The sequence below is a fragment of the Sphingobacterium hungaricum genome, assembly GCF_015210005.1.
GTDB classification, from domain to species: domain Bacteria; phylum Bacteroidota; class Bacteroidia; order Sphingobacteriales; family Sphingobacteriaceae; genus Sphingobacterium; species Sphingobacterium hungaricum.
Genome location: NZ_MU158698.1, coordinates 927,325 through 947,609 on the forward strand (window position 1 = coordinate 927,325; position 20,285 = coordinate 947,609).

The following is a 20,285-nucleotide window of genomic DNA, read 5'->3' on the forward strand; positions in this document are numbered from 1 at the left end:
GCCAAAGAATGGTTAAATGAATAACATTTTATCTGGAATTTTGATTTATTCAGGAATTAAACCAACTTTGCTTATCGTTTAATAAGATTATATGAAAAAATTATGGAGTTTAGTACTGCTTTGTGCAGTAAGTATTAGCGCATTCGCAGACGAAGGAATGTGGTTTTTAATGCATCTGAAGAAATTAAATGAAGCAGATATGCAGAAAAAAGGACTTAAATTAACTGCTGAAGAAATCTACAGCATCAATAATTCAAGTCTGAAAGATGCCATTGTCCAGTTCAACGGCGGATGTACAGCAGAAATTGTTTCAGGTAATGGATTGGTTTTCACGAATCACCATTGTGGATACGGCGCGATTGCCGAACTATCAACACCAGAAAATGACCATTTAACAGATGGTTTTTGGGCCAAATCATTGTCTGAAGAATTAAAACCAAAATCATTGTTCGTGCGCTTTTTTGTACGCATGGACGATGTCTCTAAACGTATTTTAGGATTGGTCAATGATTCGATGTCTGAAAAAGAAAGAGAAAAAATCATTAATCAGGAAATTGCTAAAATCGAAAAAGAAAACAATGAGGGTGGCAAATATGTCGTTTCGGTAAAATCATTTTACAACGGAAATGAATATTACTACTTCGTTTATCAGGATTACACAGACGTTCGTTTGGTAGGTACTCCTCCAAGCAGCATTGGCAAGTTCGGTGGAGATACCGATAACTGGGAATGGCCTCGCCACACTGGAGATTTTTCTATCTTCAGAGTGTATGCAGACCAAAACGGGAATCCTGCTCCCTACTCAACTGCAAACGTTCCGTTGAAACCTAAGTACCATTTGCCTATCAGCATCAAAGGAATCAAAGAAGGTGACTTCTCGATGATTCTTGGTTACCCAGGACGCACAAACCGCTGGATGAATGCAGCAGGAATTGACCAAAATGTGAAATTCGCTTACCCTGCTTGGGTTGAAGCTTCAAAAGTGGGAATGGATGCCATGAAAAAATACATGGACAAAGACCAAGCTGTAAACCTTAATTATGCGTCCAAATATTCTGGCGTAGCCAATTATTGGAAAAACAGACAAGGTATGATTGATGCATTGACCTTACACAAAACAGCGGCTAGCAAAGCCAATGCTGAAAAGAAATTCAACAAATGGGCAAACAAGCCGGCTAATAAAGCCGAGTACGGAAATGTCATTGCGACAATCAACGATTATTACGCAAAAACAAACGAGAAAGCAAGACATGATAATTACTTGATGGGCATGTTGCGCTCCTCAACATTTGCTGCGCTTCCTTCGAGCTTAGGAAATGCATTTATCCAATATGCAAATGAAAATGAAGCAAAACGCGCTGAGATGTTGCCAAGGTTGCAAGCAGCTGTAAATAGCAGCTACGAGAAGATTTATCTTCCATTAGAAATTGACGTATTGTCTGATGAATTGAATCTTTATGCGTCAAAAGGTGGCACTATTGCACCATACATCACAGAATTAAAAGGCAAAAACAGCGGAGATTTCAAAACTGATGTTACAAATGCCTTCTCTAGCTCGATTTTTGGCTCTAAAGAAAAAGTAGAAGCATTCTTACAAAATCCAAGTGCTTCAGCAGTTCAAAATGACCCATTATTCAAAATTTCTGATTCCTTGATGAAGAAATACCGTGAGACAAGTCCTGAATCAGAAACATTGAGCGACAACTTCCAGACAGCCTACCGCAAATACATTGCTGGTGTCTTAGCAAGCGACCCTGACGGGAAATATTACCCAGATGCGAATTCTACGTTGCGATTAACTTATGGTAAAATCCGTGCATTACCCGCAGACAAACGCAATGACGCAAAAGTGAACAATTACACTACTTTGCAAGGCACAATTGCTAAATATCAGCCTGGAGACGATGAATTCGACTTGCCACAGCGTTTAATCGATTTGTACGAAGCCAAAGATTATGGACGTTATGCTTCCAAAGAAGGTTACATGCCAGTTAATTTTTTGAGTGATGAAGATATTACAGGCGGAAATTCAGGTTCTCCAGTATTAAATGGCAATGGCGAATTAATTGGTCTGGCTTTTGATGGTAATATCGAAGCTATGGCAGGAGATGTTATTTTTGACCCAAAATTACAACGCACAATATCGGTTGATATTCGTTATGTTTTGTTCATCATCGACAAGTTTGCCGGCGCACAAAATATCATAGATGAATTGACGATTGTGGAGTAACATCCACTTGAGAAAATATTTTTTTTGAAAAAATATATAAATTTTATGCGTTATTTCGTTGAATTTGTATATTTATGATATCTTAGGGTGTTAATTAATGAAAACTAAAATTATATAATTAAAAATGGAAAACTACACTAAATTAAAAGAGCTAGTTGCTTCTTTAGAAGCAGATGCAGACAAATTCTTCAACAACGGTAACTCAGCAGCAGGTACTCGTCTTCGTAAAGGTTTGCAAGACACGAAAACTTTAGCTCAAGAACTACGTAACGAAGTTACTGAGAAGAAAAACTCTGGTAAGTAATCGGATTTACTAGAACCATAAAAAGGCTTGATTTTATTAATAAAATCAAGCCTTTTTTTATTTTTAGTTCTTCTGCCCTACTTTAGTAATAAAGCTGTTCTAAAAATTTTCGCCGAGAGACATCCTGACCTCCTCTTCCACGCATTTGACGTAAAATCAAATCTGCAAAATCATTTGTTTTCAAAGCCTTTGCTTTTTTGTCCTCCCAATTTCTGCTGACATCTTCATTCGAAAATTCCACTTTGGTTGCCCAATAATTGATATGCATTTCTGGAATCGCTAAGCCCAAAATCATCCCTGGCAAACCATGCGCTAGAATTGGTCCACTGCCTAAAGGAATTTGGTCTGTATAGAATGCAACCAGGTATAACGAATCTTTAGTGGCCCCGTTGACTCTGCGGCAATCATAGCCTGCTATCTGGCGGTATTCATCCGTAAAGCGCCAAGTAATTTCTTGCAAAGAATCTTCTAAAACATAAATTTCATCCAACTCAATCTGCACCTTAGATTGGCTTGTTTTGATATTCTGATAATACATTTTTTGTTCGTTCGAAGAAAATGCTCCTCCGCCTCCCACGCTGACCCGCATCTGCCCTCCAAACCGGCTATTACCCCTCGAACGGTTCGAATTGTTTGATGTGCTTTCTGTTTTGTCAACCACATTTTGCATTAATGACTGCGTTTGGTCAAACTTCATGACATATTGCGAAACACGCGTTTCAGGCATTTGGTCAATATTCCCCCAAAATCCTCCACCTCTGTTGTTCGATTGGCTATTCATCATCTGCCGTATCCTCGCCTTTGGATGATCTGTTTTTTCGAAATAGATAGTTCCTTTAGCCGGAAAATAAACATACTGCGCATGCAGGTTTTGTGTAGAGATACAGCCTGCCAGTATCAAAAAGTAAATAACCCTAATCATTTTTCTTGCCTAAATTTTTATTAAAATCCCATTTCAAACCAACCATAAAATATTGAGTAAGAATTTCAACTTGAGTTTCCGAATAATCTGTTCCGCCAAGGGAACGATTGATGTTATTAAATGTATTGAAGATATCAAATGCTTTCACACTTAAAATCAGATCTTGGCTTTTCAACAATTTCTTGTTCAGCTCCAAATTCATGTAGAATTGATGAATTGCTGTTGGATATACTTTTGTTTTACCTGTTAAATTGTAATGGATGACTTGCATCACATTAAATTTATAAGGAAGATAATAATTAACCGTTGCATTGGTACCCGTTGTCAGGTTCGTACTATTTAAATGTGGCTGCAGCGAAGTTCTTTGTGTTGTCGCTCCGATAAAAGCACGCCATTCAACATCTACGGTTTTTAGCGTCTGTTTTTCCAGACCCAGATTCAACCTGTTTGTGTTGGAATTTGTCTCATTTAATTCTCCATTCAGAAAATTAAAACTCTTCGATAAATTAGATGAAATAGATGGAGAAAAAACCATAAAATTAGACAAAACAGGTTGTGAATACCCAGCATAGCCATTTAGATTCCAATTTACTTTATCCGAAATATTGTAGAATGTGCTGACACGTTTACCATTGTCTTCAATGATTGTCATGTTTACAATTGGATTGTGGGTCGTATTGAAACTTGTATTGACGTTAAAATTGGAAGATTTTAAGAGCTTGAATGAATTATAGTTTAAGTTATACGTATTGTTAATTGCTCGCTTTAAATTAGGGTTTCCTAGTTGTTGGAACAATTCATTCGTTCGAGGCTGAAAGGGTTGCAATTGTTCAAAGCTCGGCACAGTAGTACGGTTCTGATAGCTAAATTGCATGCTCTTAGAATTCGAAATCTTATAGTTCGCATTCGAATTTAGGCTATTTTGCCAAAAGCTACGCTCCAAATCAATTTCTCTGTAGGTATCTCCCAAATTTTGTATTCGATTGCTTAGATTGTTGGAGACATTAATATTCCATTTTTCAGTATTGAAATTCAGGCTCAGATTCGCTCCATTTTGCAAAACATTATTGGACTCATTTTTGGAATAAGCCGAATCTAATTCATTGAATTCAGTTGAAGATGATGCGTTGAATGCATCCGTCCGGTCCTTCCGATTGCTGTTCTCTATGGAATATCCAAGAGTAACATTCAATTTTCTATTGAAGAACTGTTCAGATAAGTTGACCTGCGCTTCAATATTTCCATTGCTGTTATCGCTCATGCGCAATTGGTTAATCACGCGCGTGCTATCCAACACTGCACCGGAATAAAAATCGGTTGTAGAATTTACTCTCGTTTCGGAATCGTTGTTGGAGAAATTTGTGTTGAAGTGCACATTAATATTCCGTCCATTCGCGTTTAAACGCTTTCGATAATCCAGACGCAAACCAGCATTGCTCCGATTTGAAAAGCTTTGATTAGTCTCTTCGAAATCATTTAATTTGAAATCGGTATCCTTCCAAGTTGTTCGTTCCGAACGATTGCTATTTGTTCCGTTACCAAAATTCGCATTAAGATTGATGTTTAAGTTTCGGACAGAATCTATTCTAAAATTTGATTGCGCTCTGAAACTGTGATTTCGATTTGACGTTTGATTACTTGACGTTCCTCTCGATTCTTGAATACGATCAGGAAGTAATTCTTTATTGTAGCTTTCTCGTTCGGTTTCGTTGGTGTTGTGGTTGTAATTATAATTAGACGTAAACCGCATGCGTTTCTGAAAAAGCCTGTTCTCATAATTACCGCCAATGGATTTATATTCCGGATTTCCCGTAATCTGGTTGTTGGAACGAATTCGTCCGCCACCACCGGTATTTCCCATGTTGTTCCAGTTTCCGGTTATGCCGAATCGTTCTGCTTGATTGAATTTGGCGACAAAAAGACCTGCATCAAATAATTCTTGGGTTCCAAAATTACCTTCCACGTTTCCGAAAATCCCCTTCTTCGCTTCTTCTTTGAGAACGACGTTCACCGTTTGTATACGTTCGCCATCATCGATTCCTGTCAATTCTGCCCTTTCCGATTTACGCTCATAAACCTGAACTTTATCTACGGCATCAGCTCGAACATTGCGTATTGCGATTTTTGGGTCATAGCCAAAAAACTCTTCACCATCAATCAATACTTTAGAAACCGTTTTCCCATTCGCAGTAACTGTTCCATCAGAAGAAACTGTCATTCCAGGCAATCGCCTAAAAAGGTCTTCAAGCTTGGCATTTTTTTCTGTTTCAAAACTTCCCGCATCGTATTCAATCGTATCCCCTTTTATGCGAATCGGAATTTTTTGGGAAATAACAACTTCTTCAATCAATAAACTTTGAGAACTTAATGCAATTTCATTTACCTGAACCGGCTCATCTCTGACCTCGATTACTTTTGACAACACTTCATATTTCGGGTAGGTCAAAATTAAAATGTATGAGCCATTCTTGACATCTTTTAATTCAAAGGCGCCAGTTTCAGAAGTTCTAGTAAATTTGGAAAGGATGGAATCAGCTGTCAGCAAGACAACGGAGACATTTTCAATAGGTTTGGATTCTCCCTTATCAATAATTTTTCCCTTGATAGATTCTTGAGCAGAAACATATTGAAAGGAAAAAAACAGGAGCATAAGGAAAAAAATTCCTTTCATTAGAAAATAGATTAAGGTTGATTAATACTTCAAAAATAACCTATTATTCGATATGCTCCTGTAAAAATACACTTACAAATACATCGCAGCCATGATTAGATTAAATTGGGCTGTGCTCAACCAATCGCCCAATGTGCTTTTTAGTTGAGTATATAACTCTTTTCTTGTCAATGGTTTATCTTTCTTTTTACCTAGCTCAGATTTAATAACAGGAGCTGTAAAATCAACTTTCGTTGCGTAGATATTATAATGCTGTTCTGGCACAACAAGCCCTAAAATCATCCCAGGAAGTCCATTTAAAGAACCTGGCCCCGAAGTGCTTGGGATTTGGTCCGTATAAAATGCAACAACATACACTGAGTCTAATGTAAGTCCATTGGCTCTTCTGCAATCATACCCAGCAATGTTTCTATACTCGTTCGTGATTTTCCATTTCACTTTCAGCAAAGAATCTTGAATAAGAATTGGACTACCGCCGACATCGAAAGCAGCTTTGTATTGCTTTGTCTTAAAATTTTCATAAGAATTGACTTGATAATCCAAAATCCCTTGTTGCATGAGCTGGCTAATCAATGGAAGATAATCTTCTTTAACATGCTCAAAACTGGCTTCGTCTGGCGTGAAAGATAATTTCTTTTTCAGCACAACTGTTTCAGGAGCTTTATCCAATATTTGGGTAAAGTAGCTTTTCGAAAAGTTGTCGTCTTTTAGAGAGGCTATGTGTCTTTTCAAAAGATTTTTAACATGGACTGTTTTATCGAATGTTATCTGCCCTTCAGTAGGAAAATAAGCGTATTGTGCTTTTGTCGTTTGAGCAATTAAGCCAATAACAAATACTAATAATATATTTTTAAAAATCATTTTCATTTTTAGTTAGCTCCTTTCATTGATGTAAAATCCCAACTTAATTTTAACATAAAATAGCGAGAAATGGTGTTGTAACTGTCCTGTCTAATTGTACTTCCAGATTGATATCTTCTAAACCCAACATTTTGGTTAAGCAAATCATTCACATAAAAATCAACCACTAAACTTTCATTCTTCAGGAATTTTCTTGAAACTCCGGGTTTGATAATCATACGATCAAATTTTTCGTTAAACGCTTCTGTTGGCGCTTCGTAAGAATAAGTAATCTCCGAGTATATTTTGAATTTCATCGGCAAGTAGTATGTCAATGAGTTGTAACTTTCGAATGTAAAACCTTCACTATTTGAAGCTGGTTGCAACGTGGTTTTGATTGTTCTAAAGCCCGGCGAGAAACTCATATAAAAATCTAAGTTTTTCGTTGTGTTCTTGCTCAATCCCAAACGCAAGCCGTAGTTAAAGCTTTCATTCTCATTTAACGAACCGTTAATGTAGTTGGCGCTAGTTGAGTAGTTTCCATTTAAACCAACATTTCCTTCGATTTTATATTTTTTAATCAAATTAAAGTGCGTTCCTCCCCAGAAATTTGCTGAGTTAGCGACTTTCTCCGTCATGTTTTCAAAGAACCTAGTTGTTACACCAGCTGTGTCTATATTTAAGTTTTGTTGAATAGAGTTATGTCTCTGAACAAAACTTCCGCCAAAATAGACGTAAGAATTCTTAAGCAAATTGTATGAGTTATAGTTCAAATTATAACTATCCGTCTGAGAAGGTTTCAAGTTTTCATTACCTTCTAAGATATTCAACGGATCCGTATTTTGCCTTAACGGCTGTATTTGGGATAATCCAGGCATGATGTTATTCCGTGTGTAATTGAATCTCAAAGCTTTGTTTTTTGAAATTTTATACGAAAGCATCGCTGAAGGATTGTACGTTGTAAACGATCGGTCTAATTCCGTATCCGTGTTATTATTTCGTTGCAACATATCATCATTGCGAACGACATTATTAATGTTAAAATCAAACTTTTCACTCTTATAATTCAATGATAGGTTCGCTGCATTTCGAACAGTTGTGTAATCGAAATCATTACTAAACTCTTCATCTAATTCAGTATAAGCACCTCCAACGTTATTAAAAGAATTATTGACCGAATTGTTTGTTCCGTTATTGTATTCATACCCAATGGCAGCATTCAGCTTTTTCGTTATCGGTTCGGTATAGGTTGCAGATGCTCGCAAATTATTGATTTTACTAGTAATATCTTTGAATTGGTCGATATTACTTGTGCTATCAATCGCACCATCAACATAGAAATCGGTAGCTGATTTAAGGAAAGTTTCTCCATCGCGGTCGGAAATATTTCCAGCTAATCTTAACGTAATTGATCTTCCTGCTTTAAGAAATTTGCGAGTGAACAATCCATCATAGGTAAATTCAGAATTATGTGATTTCGTATTTTGAACTCTGCTATTAGTATTTAACGTGTCCAACAATGCATTTGTTGAAAAAGCATCATAGGTCTCATCAGATCTAATTAAACCTTTACTACCTGAAACTCGTACGGTCAATGTGGATAATGAATCCAATTTCCAGTCATATTTAGCATTCACACGGTGACGCTGATTGTCCGTATAGTTTGTTGAAGATGTATTGCTATTTAAAACACCCCCTTCCAAATTATTTTGAGAAATTGAACCACTAATTCCGTCATTTTCAATCCTACCGAATTTATAACTTAAGTTAAGTTTATGCTTATTTTCGTTCCAGTTATCTAAATACGTCAAACCTGTAGAAATCGCTCTAGGCATCCCTCTGCCATCCCAATAACTAAATTCATCGCCTGTGTACGAGAAATTTGTGGATCCGTCATCATTAACCTGAACATCCATATCCGATGTTCCAAATTTCTCGCTTTCTTCCCAATCTAAATTGACGGTTCCATCATTTGCTCCCAAGACATATCCACCGATTTTTTGAGAACCATTAAATTTATTGAAGGCTAATTTCCCTAAATAGTATCCGTCTGTACCGCCAGCAGCTTCTGCTTTTCCGAAAACTCCTTTTTTGGCATCTTCTTTCAGCTTCACATTGATTGTTTGTATGCGTTCACCGTCATCTACGCCAGTACGTTCTGTCTGCTCAGATTTCTTTTCATACACCTGCACTTTATCAACCATGTCCGAACGGATATTTCGCGTCACTAGTGTCGGGTCATCACCAAAAAACTCCTCTCCGTCAACTAAAACTTTTTCTACTGTTTTCCCTTGCGCCGTAATTTTACCGGAAGCATCAACCGTAATTCCGGGAAGCACTTTTAGTAAATCTTCTACCTTCGCATTCTTTTCTACCGTGAAACTCGAAGCATCGTACTCTGTTGTATCGCCTTTAATGACAATTGGAATCTTTCCCGTTACCAAAACTTCTTCAATTAAGTTGGCGATGCTCGATAACTCGATGTTACCTAGATCTTCGCTCTGCGAACTTTTTTGAAATTCTTTGTAGGATTCTCCATACTTAGGATAGCTTACAATCAGCAAATGATCGATGCTGTCAATTTTGGTCAAAGAAAATTTTCCATTTTCATCTGCTCGTGTAAAATCAACGAGAATAGAGTCTTTGGCTTGCAAAAGCATGATCGTTGCGTTTCTTAATGCAGCCTTATCGGCTTCATCGACAATCTTGCCTGTTAGTTTAGATTGCGCGTATCCTTGAAAAGTTACTGCTGAAAAAAGCAGCATCAAAAATACGGAGGTTAGTTTGTTCATATTATTAAAAAAATTGGCAATTACTAGTTTTCTACGAAAATATCGTATTTATTTATTCTATCAAAATCGATGGTTTGAATTAACAAAGATTTAACACCTAAGTTACTGTGATGAAATTTTCGGTCGATTTCCATACATCATTAGTATGAAATTAGTAAATTTTGTTACAATTTATTTTAAAAAATTTAAATGCTTAATTTTGGAACAAATTTTACAAGATGCAAAAGATTAAAAATTACGTAGAAGCGAACAAACAACGCTTCCTAGATGAATTGTTTGAATTATTGCGCTTCCCGTCCGTAAGTGCTGACCCTAAATACAAAGATGATGTGGTGAAAACAGCAAATTATGTTGCTGAAAAGTTAAAAGAAGCTGGAGCTGACAAAGTTGAAGTGTGCCCGACAGCAGGCTATCCAATTGTTTATGGCGAAAAAATATTTGATGCAAACTTGCCAACAGTTTTAGTTTACGGTCATTACGATGTACAACCAGCTGATCCGATTGAACTTTGGGAAACGCCACCATTTGAACCAACGATTCGTGACGGAAAAATCTATGCTCGCGGTTCTGCTGATGATAAAGGACAATTTTACATGCATGTAAAAGCTTTCGAATACATGATGCAGAATGATGAACTAGCCTGCAACATCAAATTTATGATTGAAGGTGAAGAAGAAGTAGGTTCTGCTAACTTAGGGATTTTTGTTGCTGCGAATAAAGAACGTTTAAAAGCAGATGTTATCGTCATTTCTGACACGTCGATGATTAGCTTAGAACAACCGTCGTTGGAAACAGGTTTAAGAGGTTTGTCTTATGTTGAGGTTGAAGTCACTGGCCCAAATAGAGATTTGCATTCAGGCGTTTATGGAGGTGCTGTTGGGAATCCAGCGACAATCCTTGCGAAATTAATCGCTTCGTTACATGATGAAAATAATCACATTGCCATTCCAGGATTCTATGATGATGTACTTGAATTATCCGCTGAAGAGAGAAAAGAATTAAATGAAGCTCCATTTGATATTGAAGAATACAAGACGGATCTAGGTGTTTCAGAATTGTGGGGAGAAAAAGGATACACAACAATTGAGCGCACAGGTATTCGTCCGACTTTAGAAGTTAACGGAATCTGGGGCGGCTATATCGGCGAAGGAGCAAAAACTGTTTTGCCTTCTAAAGCTTTCGCTAAAATTTCGATGCGTTTGGTTCCGAATCAAAATTCAGAACGAATCACTACATTATTCAAAAACCACTTTGAAAAAATTGCACCTAAAAACGTGAAAGTTGAAGTGAAACCTCATCATGGTGGAGAACCAGTTGTTACGCCTACAGATAGTGTAGCCTATAAAGCTGCTGAAAAAGCACTGGAAGAAACGTTTAACAAAAAACCTATCCCAACAAGAGGCGGTGGTTCTATTCCGATTGTTGCTCTTTTTGAAAAAGAATTAGGTATCAAAACTGTGTTGCTAGGATTTGGATTGGATAGTGATAATTTACATTCTCCAAACGAGAAATACGGAATTGAGAACTACTTGAAAGGAATTGAAACGATTCCCCTATTTCATAAATATTATGCTGAATTAAGCAAATAATAGTAATTTTAGGTTCACTTACAATAAGTGAACCTATTTTTTTTACCGATTATTAAGCGCACTCAATTTATAGTATCAGGGATTAATGAAAACCTATTTAAAAAAACTACATCGGATTCTCTACCTAATTTCGGTTTTATTTTTTTTCATAGTTGCATTTCCTGTACTCTGGTTATTTGCTCGAAATCCAAAAAAATATTACAATCAAATCGTCTTTATTAGAAAGTGGATTAGTCTTTTTGGTGCTTACTCCGTGGGTTTTCGATTTCAGGTCGAATACGAATCAGAAATCGACTGGACAAAACCATACGTAATTTGTCCCAATCACACATCTATTTTGGACATTACGGCCCTAACTTACTTATGTCCTCTGCCTTTTTCATTTATGGGGAAAATTGAGTTGCTAAAAAATCCGGTCACGCGCATATTTTTTAAATCCATTGATATAGCTGTCGACCGAAACAGTAAAATCTCTTCCTACAAAGCATTTAAAAAAGGAAATGAGTTACTGAAGGAAGGAAAGAGCTTGGTGGTGTTTCCCGAAGGAAAAATAGATGACGAATTCCCTCCAAGATTGCATCCATTTAAAGCCGGCCCCTTTAAAATGGCGACAGAAAATAACGTCGCAATTATTCCAGTTATCATTCATAATGCTTGGCAAATCTTTTGGGACGACGGAAGTAGATTTGGGTCGAAACCAGGTAAAATTTTGATTTCGATTTTAAAGCCAATAGACTCTCAAAAAGCCTATCCAAACCAGTTTAATTCAATTGAAGAAGAACTCTACACAAAGATGAATTCTTGCTGGTTAAGCTTCAAAAGCAAGAAATAAACAATAGTTTTACAAAATTTTATATTATTAATAGTCTGATAGTTATGATTTGACATTCAATTATCAACAGCTAAGACTTGTTATAGTAAAATTAAATGTTATTTTTGCGAAAATTAAAATAAACTGTAAGACTATGTATTGGACACTTGAATTAGCCTCACATTTAGAAGACGCTCCATGGCCAGCTACAAAAGATGAATTGATTGATTATGCTATTCGCTCTGGTGCTCCTGTGGAAGTGATTGAGAACTTACAATCTTTAGAAGATGATGGTGAGCCTTACGAGAATATTGAAGAGATTTGGCCTGATTATCCGACCAAAGATGATTTCTTTTTTAACGAAGATGAGTATTAAAAATTTATAAAAAACGCTTGATATCATCAGGCGTTTTTTAATCCATTTTCATTTTGCGCAGTCGAAGATTGGAAATACATAAAATGAAAATTAGTTTTTTGCTGTTCATCAGTTTCTTCTCATCCCAGTTTTTAGTCGCTCAAGAAATTGATTCGGCTAAGTCAAATCTTCTTGTTGTCAAGAATTTCATCCAAGAGATAGCCAATGAGCAAATAGCACTTGATATTATTCTTAGCAATCAAGTGATTGTAAACCATCCAAATCCAGAACTTTATGATTATCTGGAAGCTTCTTTACAAGAGATTAGGCTAAATTTGACTTCCAAAAACTTAGCTGAGATTCAATACATACCGTTTACTCAAATGCAAAAAAAGGATGTGAATGATATTGATTTGGAAGGTAAATCAGCACAAAATATTTATTTTTTGAAATACAAAGACCGAACATTTGTTTCTTTGCTTGTTGAAAATCAAAAAATTGCCTCATTTACTTTAGTTTCCAAGGGGAATCAAAAGGCGCATTTTGTGACCTATTAAAATTCTCAAAATTTCCTGAATTTATTTTTGCTTTTTTAATCAATATATAAGATATTTGTTATCAATATCAAAAAATGAACGTAGAACAATTACATAACAGCTGGTGGTGGCACAACGAATAACGTTGTGGCGAAAACCTATTGTTTGAGTGATTTAATCAAAATATAGCGGGCTTGCCTTTTTAGGTGAGCCTTTTTTATTATACAAAAATGAAAGAAATATTAACCCATTTATTTGAGTACAAATCTTTTACAAGAGCCGAGGCGTACACGATTCTGACCAATATTGCGACCGGAAAATACGAGAGCCATCAAATCGCCGCTTTTATGACCACATTCGGTATGCGCAGTATTCGTGTGGAAGAATTAGGTGGGTTTCGAGATGCTATGTACGATTTGTGTCTAAAACTTGATTTTGACGGATATGATTTAATCGACATGTGTGGAACTGGGGGCGATGGAAAGAACACGTTTAACATTTCTACACTATCTTCATTTGTTGTTGCAGGAGCTGGATATCATGTTGCGAAGCATGGAAACGTTGGTGTTTCGTCAGGTTGCGGTTCTTCAAATGTGATGGAATATTTAGGCTATACATTCACAAATGACAAAGGGGTTTTAAATAAGCAATTGGATGAGGCCAATATCTGTTTTCTGCATGCCCCACTATTTCATCCGGCGATGAAAACCGTAGCTCCAATCCGTAAAGCGCTGGGAGTTAAAACATTTTTTAACATGCTAGGTCCATTAACGAACCCAACAAATCCAAAATTTCAGTCTGTTGGTGTTTTTAGTTTGGAACTCGCGCGCCTGTATGGGTATTTGTATCAAAAATCAGCGAAACAGTACACAATTATACACGGACTGGATGGTTACGATGAAATTTCCTTAACTGGGGATTTCAAAATCATCAATAATACTGGCGAACATTATTATCAAGTCTCCGAACTTGGCTTCGATAAAGTTTCTGCTCAAGAGTTGGAGGGCGGAGAAACGGTTGAAGATGCTGCGAAAATTTTCACATCCATTATCAATACAGAAGGAACGGATGTCCAAAATAATGTGGTATTGACAAATGCAGCGTTCGGCATTCAGACATTCCATCCTGAAAAATCATTTGCAGATTGCTATTATGAAGCCGAAGAATCTTTAATGGGCAAAAAAGCATTGAACAGTTTTCAAAAACTAGTAAATGGGTAAATTGAAAATTAAAGTCTGTGGCATGCGTAATTTGGACAATATCGAATTGTTATCCAAATTACCCATTGATTACATGGGTTTGATATTTTATGAACAATCGAAAAGGTTTGTCGACCAAACCGTTTTGTTGGATAACATCGATTTAGGTTCGATTCAGAGAGTTGGCGTTTTTGTCGATGCTTCGCTTGATGATATTAAAAGCAAAATCCGACTGTATCAACTAAATGCAGTTCAACTGCATGGTGTTGAAAGCCCAGCATTTTGCCAAGACCTTAAAAGTCAAAACATTCAGATTATAAAAGCATTTGGCATTGATAAAAACTTTAATTGGGAACAGCTAAAAGATTATCAAGATGATGTTGACTTTTTTCTTTTTGACACAAAAACTGAAAACCATGGCGGTTCTGGAATAACCTTTGACTGGAATATCTTGAAAAATTACACGTTACAAACACCTTATTTTCTAAGCGGAGGATTGACAATTGATAATATTGCCTCAGCGGCAAAATTAGATGACCTTCGCCTATTCGGTTTGGACATAAATTCAAAATTCGAAACAGAACCAGGAATAAAAAACATAAAATTGATTGAACAAGCTTTGAACATTATACAATGAGTAAATATCAAGTAAACGAAAAAGGCTACTATGGCACATTTGGCGGAGCCTATATTCCAGAAATGCTGTATCCAAATGTTGAAGAATTAAAAGAGCAATATTTGACCATCATCAACGAACCAAAATTCAAGGAAGAGTTTAATCAATTATTGAAAGATTATGTTGGAAGACCTTCCCCATTGTATCATGCCAAACGATTATCTGAAAAATATGGAGCGAATATCTTTTTAAAACGAGAAGATTTAAACCATACCGGAGCTCACAAAATCAACAATACCATTGGACAGATTTTATTAGCCGAACGCTTAGGTAAAAAAAGGATTATTGCGGAAACTGGAGCAGGACAGCATGGTGTTGCCACAGCAACTGTCTGCGCATTAAAAGGTCTTGAATGTGTGGTTTACATGGGGGCTATTGACATCGAGCGTCAAGCACCAAACGTAGCTCGAATGAAAATGATGGGCGCTACGGTAGTTCCAGCGACTTCTGGAAGCAAGACGTTGAAAGATGCGACAAACGAGGCATTACGCGATTGGATAAACAACCCGGTCGATACACATTACATTATCGGCTCTGTGGTTGGACCTCACCCATATCCAGACATGGTTGCGCGGTTTCAATCCATTATTTCGGAAGAAACCAAAAAGCAGTTAGTAGGGAAGATTGGTAAAGAAAATCCTGACTACGTGCTAGCTTGCGTCGGTGGTGGTTCAAATGCTGCCGGTATGTTTTATCATTATTTGGATGAAGAAAATGTAAAACTAATTGCTGTGGAAGCTGCTGGTCATGGTGTAGATTCAGGCGAAAGCGCAGCGACAACCATTCTTGGTAAAGAGGGTGTCTTGCATGGAAGCCGTTCCATTTTGATGCAAACGGAAGACGGGCAGGTCATCGAACCCTATTCTATTTCTGCGGGATTAGATTATCCAGGAATTGGCCCTCAACATGCTTGGCTATTCAAAAGTGGCAGAGCACTTTATGGAAATGCTACGGATGCTGAAGCAATGGAAGCCGGACTTTTATTGACAAAATTAGAAGGAATTATCCCTGCCATAGAAAGCGCGCACGCGCTAGCTTATTTAGAGAAAATGGACTTGAAAAATTCAGACTCAGTGGTTGTTTGCCTGTCCGGACGAGGCGATAAAGATTTAGCTAATTACATGACTTATTTTGGATTTTAAAAAATGAAATCAAACACCTTACCGAAAGGAAAAAAATTACTTTCCATATATTTTACTGCTGGCTATCCAAGTTTGGATAGCACAATTTCCATTGCAAAAACACTTGAAGAAAGCGGTGCTGATTTTTTAGAAATTGGTTTCCCCTATTCAGATCCTGTTGCTGATGGACCCGTTATTCAAGAAAGTTCACAAGTCGCTTTACAAAATGGAATGAACTTGCATTTATTGTTTGAGCAATTAAAAGACTTGCGTCAATCTGTTTCGATTCCTGTATATCTAATGGGTTATTTTAATCCAGTAATGCAATATGGCGTTGAAAATTTCTGTAAATCTTGCCAGGAATGCGGAATTACCGGAACAATAATTCCCGATTTACCGATGTATGAATATGAAGAAATTTATAAGCCGATTTTCGAGAAATACGAAATCAGCAATATTTTCCTAGTTACACCTCAGACTTCAGCCGACCGGATAAAAAAGATTGACAATCTATCCACCTCATTTATTTATTTACTTTCATCGAATGCAACTACAGGCAAAAACCTTCAGGTTGGCAATGAATCGGAAAGCTATTTCAGACGAATCCAGGAGATGGAATTGGACAATCCGACCATTATAGGTTTCGGAATATCAAGCAAAAGCACTTTCGACAAAGCAACTGCTTATTCAGACGGAGCAATTATCGGAAGCGCTTTTGTAAAATTATTAGCAGAGGAAAATTATTTGCAAAAAATTCCTCAATTTATCTCTTCCATAAAAGAGAAATAATCATCTAAAATTTTTTAAGTAAGGTCCAATAGGCTTTATAAATCAGCAACGCAGAAACGGCTAATAGCACAATCGATCCGTAAATGAAGTTAGGGTTTTGAACTAAATAATCCATCGTAAATCATAATTAGGTTAGGGTAAATTTTATTAACACTAATGTAATAATATTTCTAGCATAAACAAAAAATTTACATTTAAAATGTTATTAAAATTTCTTTAGCAAAAAATACTTCCTAACTTTGATTCTGTGAGAAGAATGATTTCCATATTCATGATGCTTTTGTATTCGTTGTCGTCGACGGGGGCAACGGTGTATTATCATAAATGTGCGGAAAACATTAGCGTATCTGTTCTGGAGAACAAGAAAGTTTCTCATGAGACCTGCAACATGTGCAAAGCACATAAGCATGAAAATAAAGAATCTGAATCCACAAAACACACGGCTTGCGACAAAGACGACAATTCATGTAAGGATCTGCAAGTAAAAATTGAAAAAGTGACGGATAAGGTTATTCAGGCAAACCACTTGGATATCGTTCCCTATTTATTCCCTCATATTTCGACTCTGTACTGGATTAACACGTATAATTTTCAGAATTTGAATAGTGTTTTAACACAAAATTCAACTGTTATACAGAGTTCACCCATAAACATCCCGCCGGATTTATGTGTTCTAAATAATATTTTCAGAATTTGATTTTAAAGTAAAATGATTATTAACTGCATGTCAAAGCGTATGCAGCAACTATTTACTTTAAAATAATTTGGAATGAATATTATAAAATTATTTCTATTTCTTACAGTAAGCATCATATTAAGCAATCAACAAGTATTTGCGCAACAAACTAAAACAAGTTTTGATGTTGTAGGAAATTGTGGAATGTGTAAGAAAAGAATTGAAAAAGCAGCGACCGAGGCTGGGGCAAAAACCGCAGACTGGAGCATTGAAACGAGAAAACTGACGATAGAATTTGATTCATCAAAAGTTTCTCTAGATAAAATAAAACAACAAATCGCATCAGTCGGACACGATACGGAAGAGTTCCGTGCATCTGACGAGGTATATGAAAAACTACACGAATGCTGTATGTATGAGCGTTGGGACTCGACAGCTACAGACCATGAAGGGCACGACCATGATGATCACGAAGGGCACGACCATGATGATCACGAAGGGCACGACCATGCTGAAGCGACAGCGTCGGGCGACGGCGGTCATGACCACGACCATGACCATGAGGTTACGGGTGTTATCGTTAACGAAAGCGAACGCGGTGATTTAACGCCAATTACAGGAGTTAATGTGTATTGGGTTGGCAAAGAAAAGAAAAAAACGACATCCAACGAGAATGGCGTATTTAAAATCATGCACGAAAAAGGCCTTCGTTATTTAGTATTTTCGCATGCAAGTATGTCGCCTGATACTGTGGAAGTTAAAAACCTGCACGAAGTGCTCATGATATCAGCGAAGAACAATGTGCTTGGCGAGGTTGTCGTATCAAGACGCAAGAAATCAAATTACATATCGTCTTTATCTCCTAACCGAGTAGAGATTTTGACCGCTAAAGAATTATTCAAGGCAGCATGCTGTGATTTAAGCGAAAGCTTTGAGACAAATGCTTCTGTCGATGTTGTCAGCAGTGATGCAGTGACAGGAAGTAAACAAATCCAAATGCTTGGTTTAAGTGGAATTTACACACAATTAACTGTTGAAAATTTACCCGGACCGAGAGGTTTTGCTTCTCCTTTAGGGTTAAATAGCATTGCAGGAACGTGGATTGAATCCATCAACATTAGCAAAGGGATAGGTTCAGTTGCAAATGGCTTTGAAAACATGGCCGGCCAAATCAATGTAGAATTAAAAAAACCGCATAATTCCGAAAAAGTATTCTTTAACGCATACGCAAATAATATGGGGCGCACAGATATAAATTTAAATCTGGCGCAAAAAATTAGTCATAACTGGTCTGTAGGATTGCTTTTGCATGATAATTTCATGTACAATAAAGAAATGAACTTTAGCGATAATGGATTCCGAGACATTCCAGTAGGAAATACGTTTTCGGGTGTCAATCGCTGGCATTATGAAAATGGCAAGGGTGTGATTGCTCAATTCGGTGTTAAATATTTATTGGATGACCGCATCGGTGGACAAATCGGATTTGATGAAAATACCGATAAGTACACGACAAACTCCTATGGCTTAGGATTTCGCAACGAACGCGTTGAAGGTTTTGCCAAAATTGGCTATGTTTTCCCAACCAACAAACACAGAAGCTTAGGACTTCAATTATCGGCTAGCAACTTCACTCAAGAAAGCTTTTTCGGATTGAATTCATATGATAATGAGCAGACAAGTGCATACGCCAACTTGCTTTTTCAAGACATTATCGGTTCGGTTGCACATAAATACAAAGTTGGAACCTCTTTCCAATTTGATAAATATGATGAAAATCTGGCTAGAGTTTCCGATTACAACTATGACGTTGCTCGCAATGAAGCGGTTTCTGGAGTATTTGCAGAATACACCTATAGCCCGGCTGAAAATTTTGATGCCGTTCTAGGGTTGAGACAAGATTACAATAATTTGTATGGTTGGTTTACCACTCCTAGAGCTGTCATTCGTTATCAGCCATTTTCAAGCACAACATTACGCGTGAGTTCTGGAAGAGGACAGCGAACAGCGAATATTTTCGCTGAAAATCTTGGGATTTTTGCTTCAAGCAGAAGCATTTCTAATCTGAGCGCACTAGCTTCTGGCGAAAATGCATACGGACTTGCACCTGAAGTTTCTTGGAATACCGGCTTTACGGTTGACCAGCAGTTTCAATTATTTGGACGTGAATCAGGAGTTTCGGTGGAATTGTTCCATAATAATTTTCAGAATCAAGTCGTAATCGATTTTGAAAACCCAAGAGAAGTGTCATTCTATAATTTAGATGGCAAATCTTATTCTAACAGTCTTCAGGCAGAGTTTAGATTTATGCCTGCTCAACATTTTGAAGCAAGAATGGCTTACCGATTATTGGACGTAAAAACTGATTTTGAAAGCGGACAATTATCAAAACCAATGATTGCGAAGCACCGAGGATTTACAAATTTAGCCTACAATTTGCATAGCGGATGGAGTTTTGATTATACGCTTAACATTGTTGGCGAAAAACGGTTACCGTCGACCGCCAGCAATCCACAGGCTTATCAACTTTCAGAATATTCTAAACCATACGTCACAATGAATGCGCAGGTTAGCAAAACATTTGGCAAAAACAAAAACTTTGACGTGTATTTGGGTGGAGAGAATTTAACAAACTATTTCCAAAAAGACCCTATTCTAGCCTTTGATGACCCATTTGGAAGCTTTTTTGATACAAACATGCTTTGGGGGCCGTTAACTGGAAGAATGTTCTACACAGGAATTCGATACCACATTAAATAAAAATAAAAGGGCAA

16 protein-coding genes are annotated in these 20,285 nt (G+C 37.0%); 12 read left to right on the forward strand and 4 right to left on the reverse strand.

What is annotated here, in order from left to right; genetic code table 11:
* The first annotated feature begins 91 nt into the window (after positions 1 to 91).
* Both C4F49_RS07275 and C4F49_RS07280 read left to right on the forward strand, forming a co-directional pair.
* A complete protein-coding gene (locus tag C4F49_RS07275) occupies positions 92 to 2,230 on the forward strand; it encodes a S46 family peptidase (RefSeq protein WP_196935212.1) in 2,139 nt (712 codons plus the stop codon).
* A 124-nt stretch (positions 2,231 to 2,354) separates the two neighbouring features.
* On the forward strand, positions 2,355 to 2,534 hold the full coding sequence (locus C4F49_RS07280; RefSeq protein WP_196935213.1) for a histone H1: 180 nt from the start codon (positions 2,355 to 2,357) through the stop codon (positions 2,532 to 2,534).
* Positions 2,535 to 2,616: 82 nt separating this feature from the next.
* On the opposite strand, the gene C4F49_RS07285 is transcribed toward C4F49_RS07280, so the two are convergent.
* From C4F49_RS07285 to C4F49_RS07300, 4 genes are all read right to left on the reverse strand, one after another.
* Entirely contained in the window at positions 2,617 to 3,456 is an 840-nt protein-coding gene (locus C4F49_RS07285) for a GLPGLI family protein (RefSeq protein ID WP_196935214.1), read from the reverse strand.
* Positions 3,449 to 6,127, reverse strand: a complete 2,679-nt coding sequence (locus C4F49_RS07290; protein ID WP_196935215.1) for an outer membrane beta-barrel protein — start codon at positions 6,125 to 6,127, stop codon at positions 3,449 to 3,451. Before C4F49_RS07290 ends, C4F49_RS07285 begins: the two co-directional genes overlap by 8 nt.
* A gap of 72 nt (positions 6,128 to 6,199) precedes the next feature.
* Positions 6,200 to 6,994, reverse strand: a complete 795-nt coding sequence (locus C4F49_RS07295) for a GLPGLI family protein (protein WP_231388231.1) — start codon at positions 6,992 to 6,994, stop codon at positions 6,200 to 6,202.
* A gap of 2 nt (positions 6,995 to 6,996) precedes the next feature.
* Positions 6,997 to 9,759, reverse strand: coding sequence for an outer membrane beta-barrel protein (locus tag C4F49_RS07300; RefSeq protein ID WP_196935217.1), 2,763 nt, complete (start codon positions 9,757 to 9,759; stop codon positions 6,997 to 6,999).
* A gap of 218 nt (positions 9,760 to 9,977) precedes the next feature.
* On the opposite strand from C4F49_RS07300, the gene C4F49_RS07305 reads away from it, so the two are divergent.
* From C4F49_RS07305 to C4F49_RS07350, 10 genes are all read left to right on the forward strand, one after another.
* Positions 9,978 to 11,348 carry a dipeptidase gene (locus C4F49_RS07305; RefSeq protein ID WP_196935218.1) on the forward strand — a complete coding sequence of 457 codons (1,371 nt, stop codon included), beginning with the start codon at positions 9,978 to 9,980 and terminating at the stop codon, positions 11,346 to 11,348.
* Between the two features lie 85 nt (positions 11,349 to 11,433).
* Positions 11,434 to 12,180, forward strand: a complete 747-nt coding sequence (locus C4F49_RS07310) for a lysophospholipid acyltransferase family protein (RefSeq protein WP_196935219.1) — start codon at positions 11,434 to 11,436, stop codon at positions 12,178 to 12,180.
* 133 nt (positions 12,181 to 12,313) lie between these two features.
* The gene (locus C4F49_RS07315; RefSeq protein ID WP_028072584.1) at positions 12,314 to 12,535 is read left to right on the forward strand and encodes a DUF2795 domain-containing protein; all 222 of its coding nucleotides are present in this window, start codon (positions 12,314 to 12,316) and stop codon (positions 12,533 to 12,535) included.
* Between the two features lie 83 nt (positions 12,536 to 12,618).
* Entirely contained in the window at positions 12,619 to 13,071 is a 453-nt protein-coding gene (locus tag C4F49_RS07320) for a hypothetical protein (protein ID WP_196935220.1), read from the forward strand.
* A gap of 209 nt (positions 13,072 to 13,280) precedes the next feature.
* Positions 13,281 to 14,270 (forward strand): anthranilate phosphoribosyltransferase, encoded by a 990-nt coding sequence (gene trpD, locus C4F49_RS07325; protein WP_196935221.1) that lies wholly within the window; start codon positions 13,281 to 13,283, stop codon positions 14,268 to 14,270.
* Positions 14,263 to 14,886 carry a phosphoribosylanthranilate isomerase gene (locus C4F49_RS07330; protein WP_196935222.1) on the forward strand — a complete coding sequence of 208 codons (624 nt, stop codon included), beginning with the start codon at positions 14,263 to 14,265 and terminating at the stop codon, positions 14,884 to 14,886. Before trpD ends, C4F49_RS07330 begins: the two co-directional genes overlap by 8 nt.
* A complete protein-coding gene (gene trpB / locus C4F49_RS07335) occupies positions 14,883 to 16,067 on the forward strand; it encodes a tryptophan synthase subunit beta (protein ID WP_196935223.1) in 1,185 nt (394 codons plus the stop codon). The genes C4F49_RS07330 and trpB overlap by 4 nt, the downstream gene beginning before the upstream one ends.
* Before the next feature lie 3 nt (positions 16,068 to 16,070).
* Positions 16,071 to 16,835 carry a tryptophan synthase subunit alpha gene (trpA, locus tag C4F49_RS07340; protein ID WP_196935224.1) on the forward strand — a complete coding sequence of 255 codons (765 nt, stop codon included), beginning with the start codon at positions 16,071 to 16,073 and terminating at the stop codon, positions 16,833 to 16,835.
* Positions 16,836 to 17,091: 256 nt separating this feature from the next.
* Positions 17,092 to 17,532 carry an HYC_CC_PP family protein gene (locus C4F49_RS07345; protein ID WP_472908832.1) on the forward strand — a complete coding sequence of 147 codons (441 nt, stop codon included), beginning with the start codon at positions 17,092 to 17,094 and terminating at the stop codon, positions 17,530 to 17,532.
* Positions 17,533 to 17,604: 72 nt separating this feature from the next.
* On the forward strand, positions 17,605 to 20,271 hold the full coding sequence (locus tag C4F49_RS07350; RefSeq protein WP_196935226.1) for a TonB-dependent receptor domain-containing protein: 2,667 nt from the start codon (positions 17,605 to 17,607) through the stop codon (positions 20,269 to 20,271).
* Positions 20,272 to 20,285 lie beyond the last annotated feature (14 nt).

Excerpts from the sequence above, each read along its gene's own strand:
- C4F49_RS07310 (WP_196935219.1), top strand. The coding sequence starts at position 11,434 with ATGAAAACCTATTTAAAAAAACTACATCGGATTCTCTACCTAATTTCG.
- C4F49_RS07300 (WP_196935217.1), bottom strand. The coding sequence starts at position 9,759 with ATGAACAAACTAACCTCCGTATTTTTGATGCTGCTTTTTTCAGCAGTA.
- C4F49_RS07305 (WP_196935218.1), top strand. The coding sequence starts at position 9,978 with ATGCAAAAGATTAAAAATTACGTAGAAGCGAACAAACAACGCTTCCTA.
- C4F49_RS07280 (WP_196935213.1), top strand. The coding sequence starts at position 2,355 with ATGGAAAACTACACTAAATTAAAAGAGCTAGTTGCTTCTTTAGAAGCA.
- C4F49_RS07350 (WP_196935226.1), top strand. The coding sequence starts at position 17,605 with ATGAATATTATAAAATTATTTCTATTTCTTACAGTAAGCATCATATTA.
- C4F49_RS07285 (WP_196935214.1), bottom strand. The coding sequence starts at position 3,456 with ATGATTAGGGTTATTTACTTTTTGATACTGGCAGGCTGTATCTCTACA.
- C4F49_RS07290 (WP_196935215.1), bottom strand. The coding sequence starts at position 6,127 with ATGAAAGGAATTTTTTTCCTTATGCTCCTGTTTTTTTCCTTTCAATAT.
- C4F49_RS07320 (WP_196935220.1), top strand. The coding sequence starts at position 12,619 with ATGAAAATTAGTTTTTTGCTGTTCATCAGTTTCTTCTCATCCCAGTTT.
- trpB (WP_196935223.1), top strand. The coding sequence starts at position 14,883 with ATGAGTAAATATCAAGTAAACGAAAAAGGCTACTATGGCACATTTGGC.
- C4F49_RS07345 (WP_472908832.1), top strand. The coding sequence starts at position 17,092 with ATGATTTCCATATTCATGATGCTTTTGTATTCGTTGTCGTCGACGGGG.
- C4F49_RS07295 (WP_231388231.1), bottom strand. The coding sequence starts at position 6,994 with ATGAAAATGATTTTTAAAAATATATTATTAGTATTTGTTATTGGCTTA.
- trpD (WP_196935221.1), top strand. The coding sequence starts at position 13,281 with ATGAAAGAAATATTAACCCATTTATTTGAGTACAAATCTTTTACAAGA.
- trpA (WP_196935224.1), top strand. The coding sequence starts at position 16,071 with ATGAAATCAAACACCTTACCGAAAGGAAAAAAATTACTTTCCATATAT.
- C4F49_RS07275 (WP_196935212.1), top strand. The coding sequence starts at position 92 with ATGAAAAAATTATGGAGTTTAGTACTGCTTTGTGCAGTAAGTATTAGC.
- C4F49_RS07330 (WP_196935222.1), top strand. The coding sequence starts at position 14,263 with ATGGGTAAATTGAAAATTAAAGTCTGTGGCATGCGTAATTTGGACAAT.
- C4F49_RS07315 (WP_028072584.1), top strand. The coding sequence starts at position 12,314 with ATGTATTGGACACTTGAATTAGCCTCACATTTAGAAGACGCTCCATGG.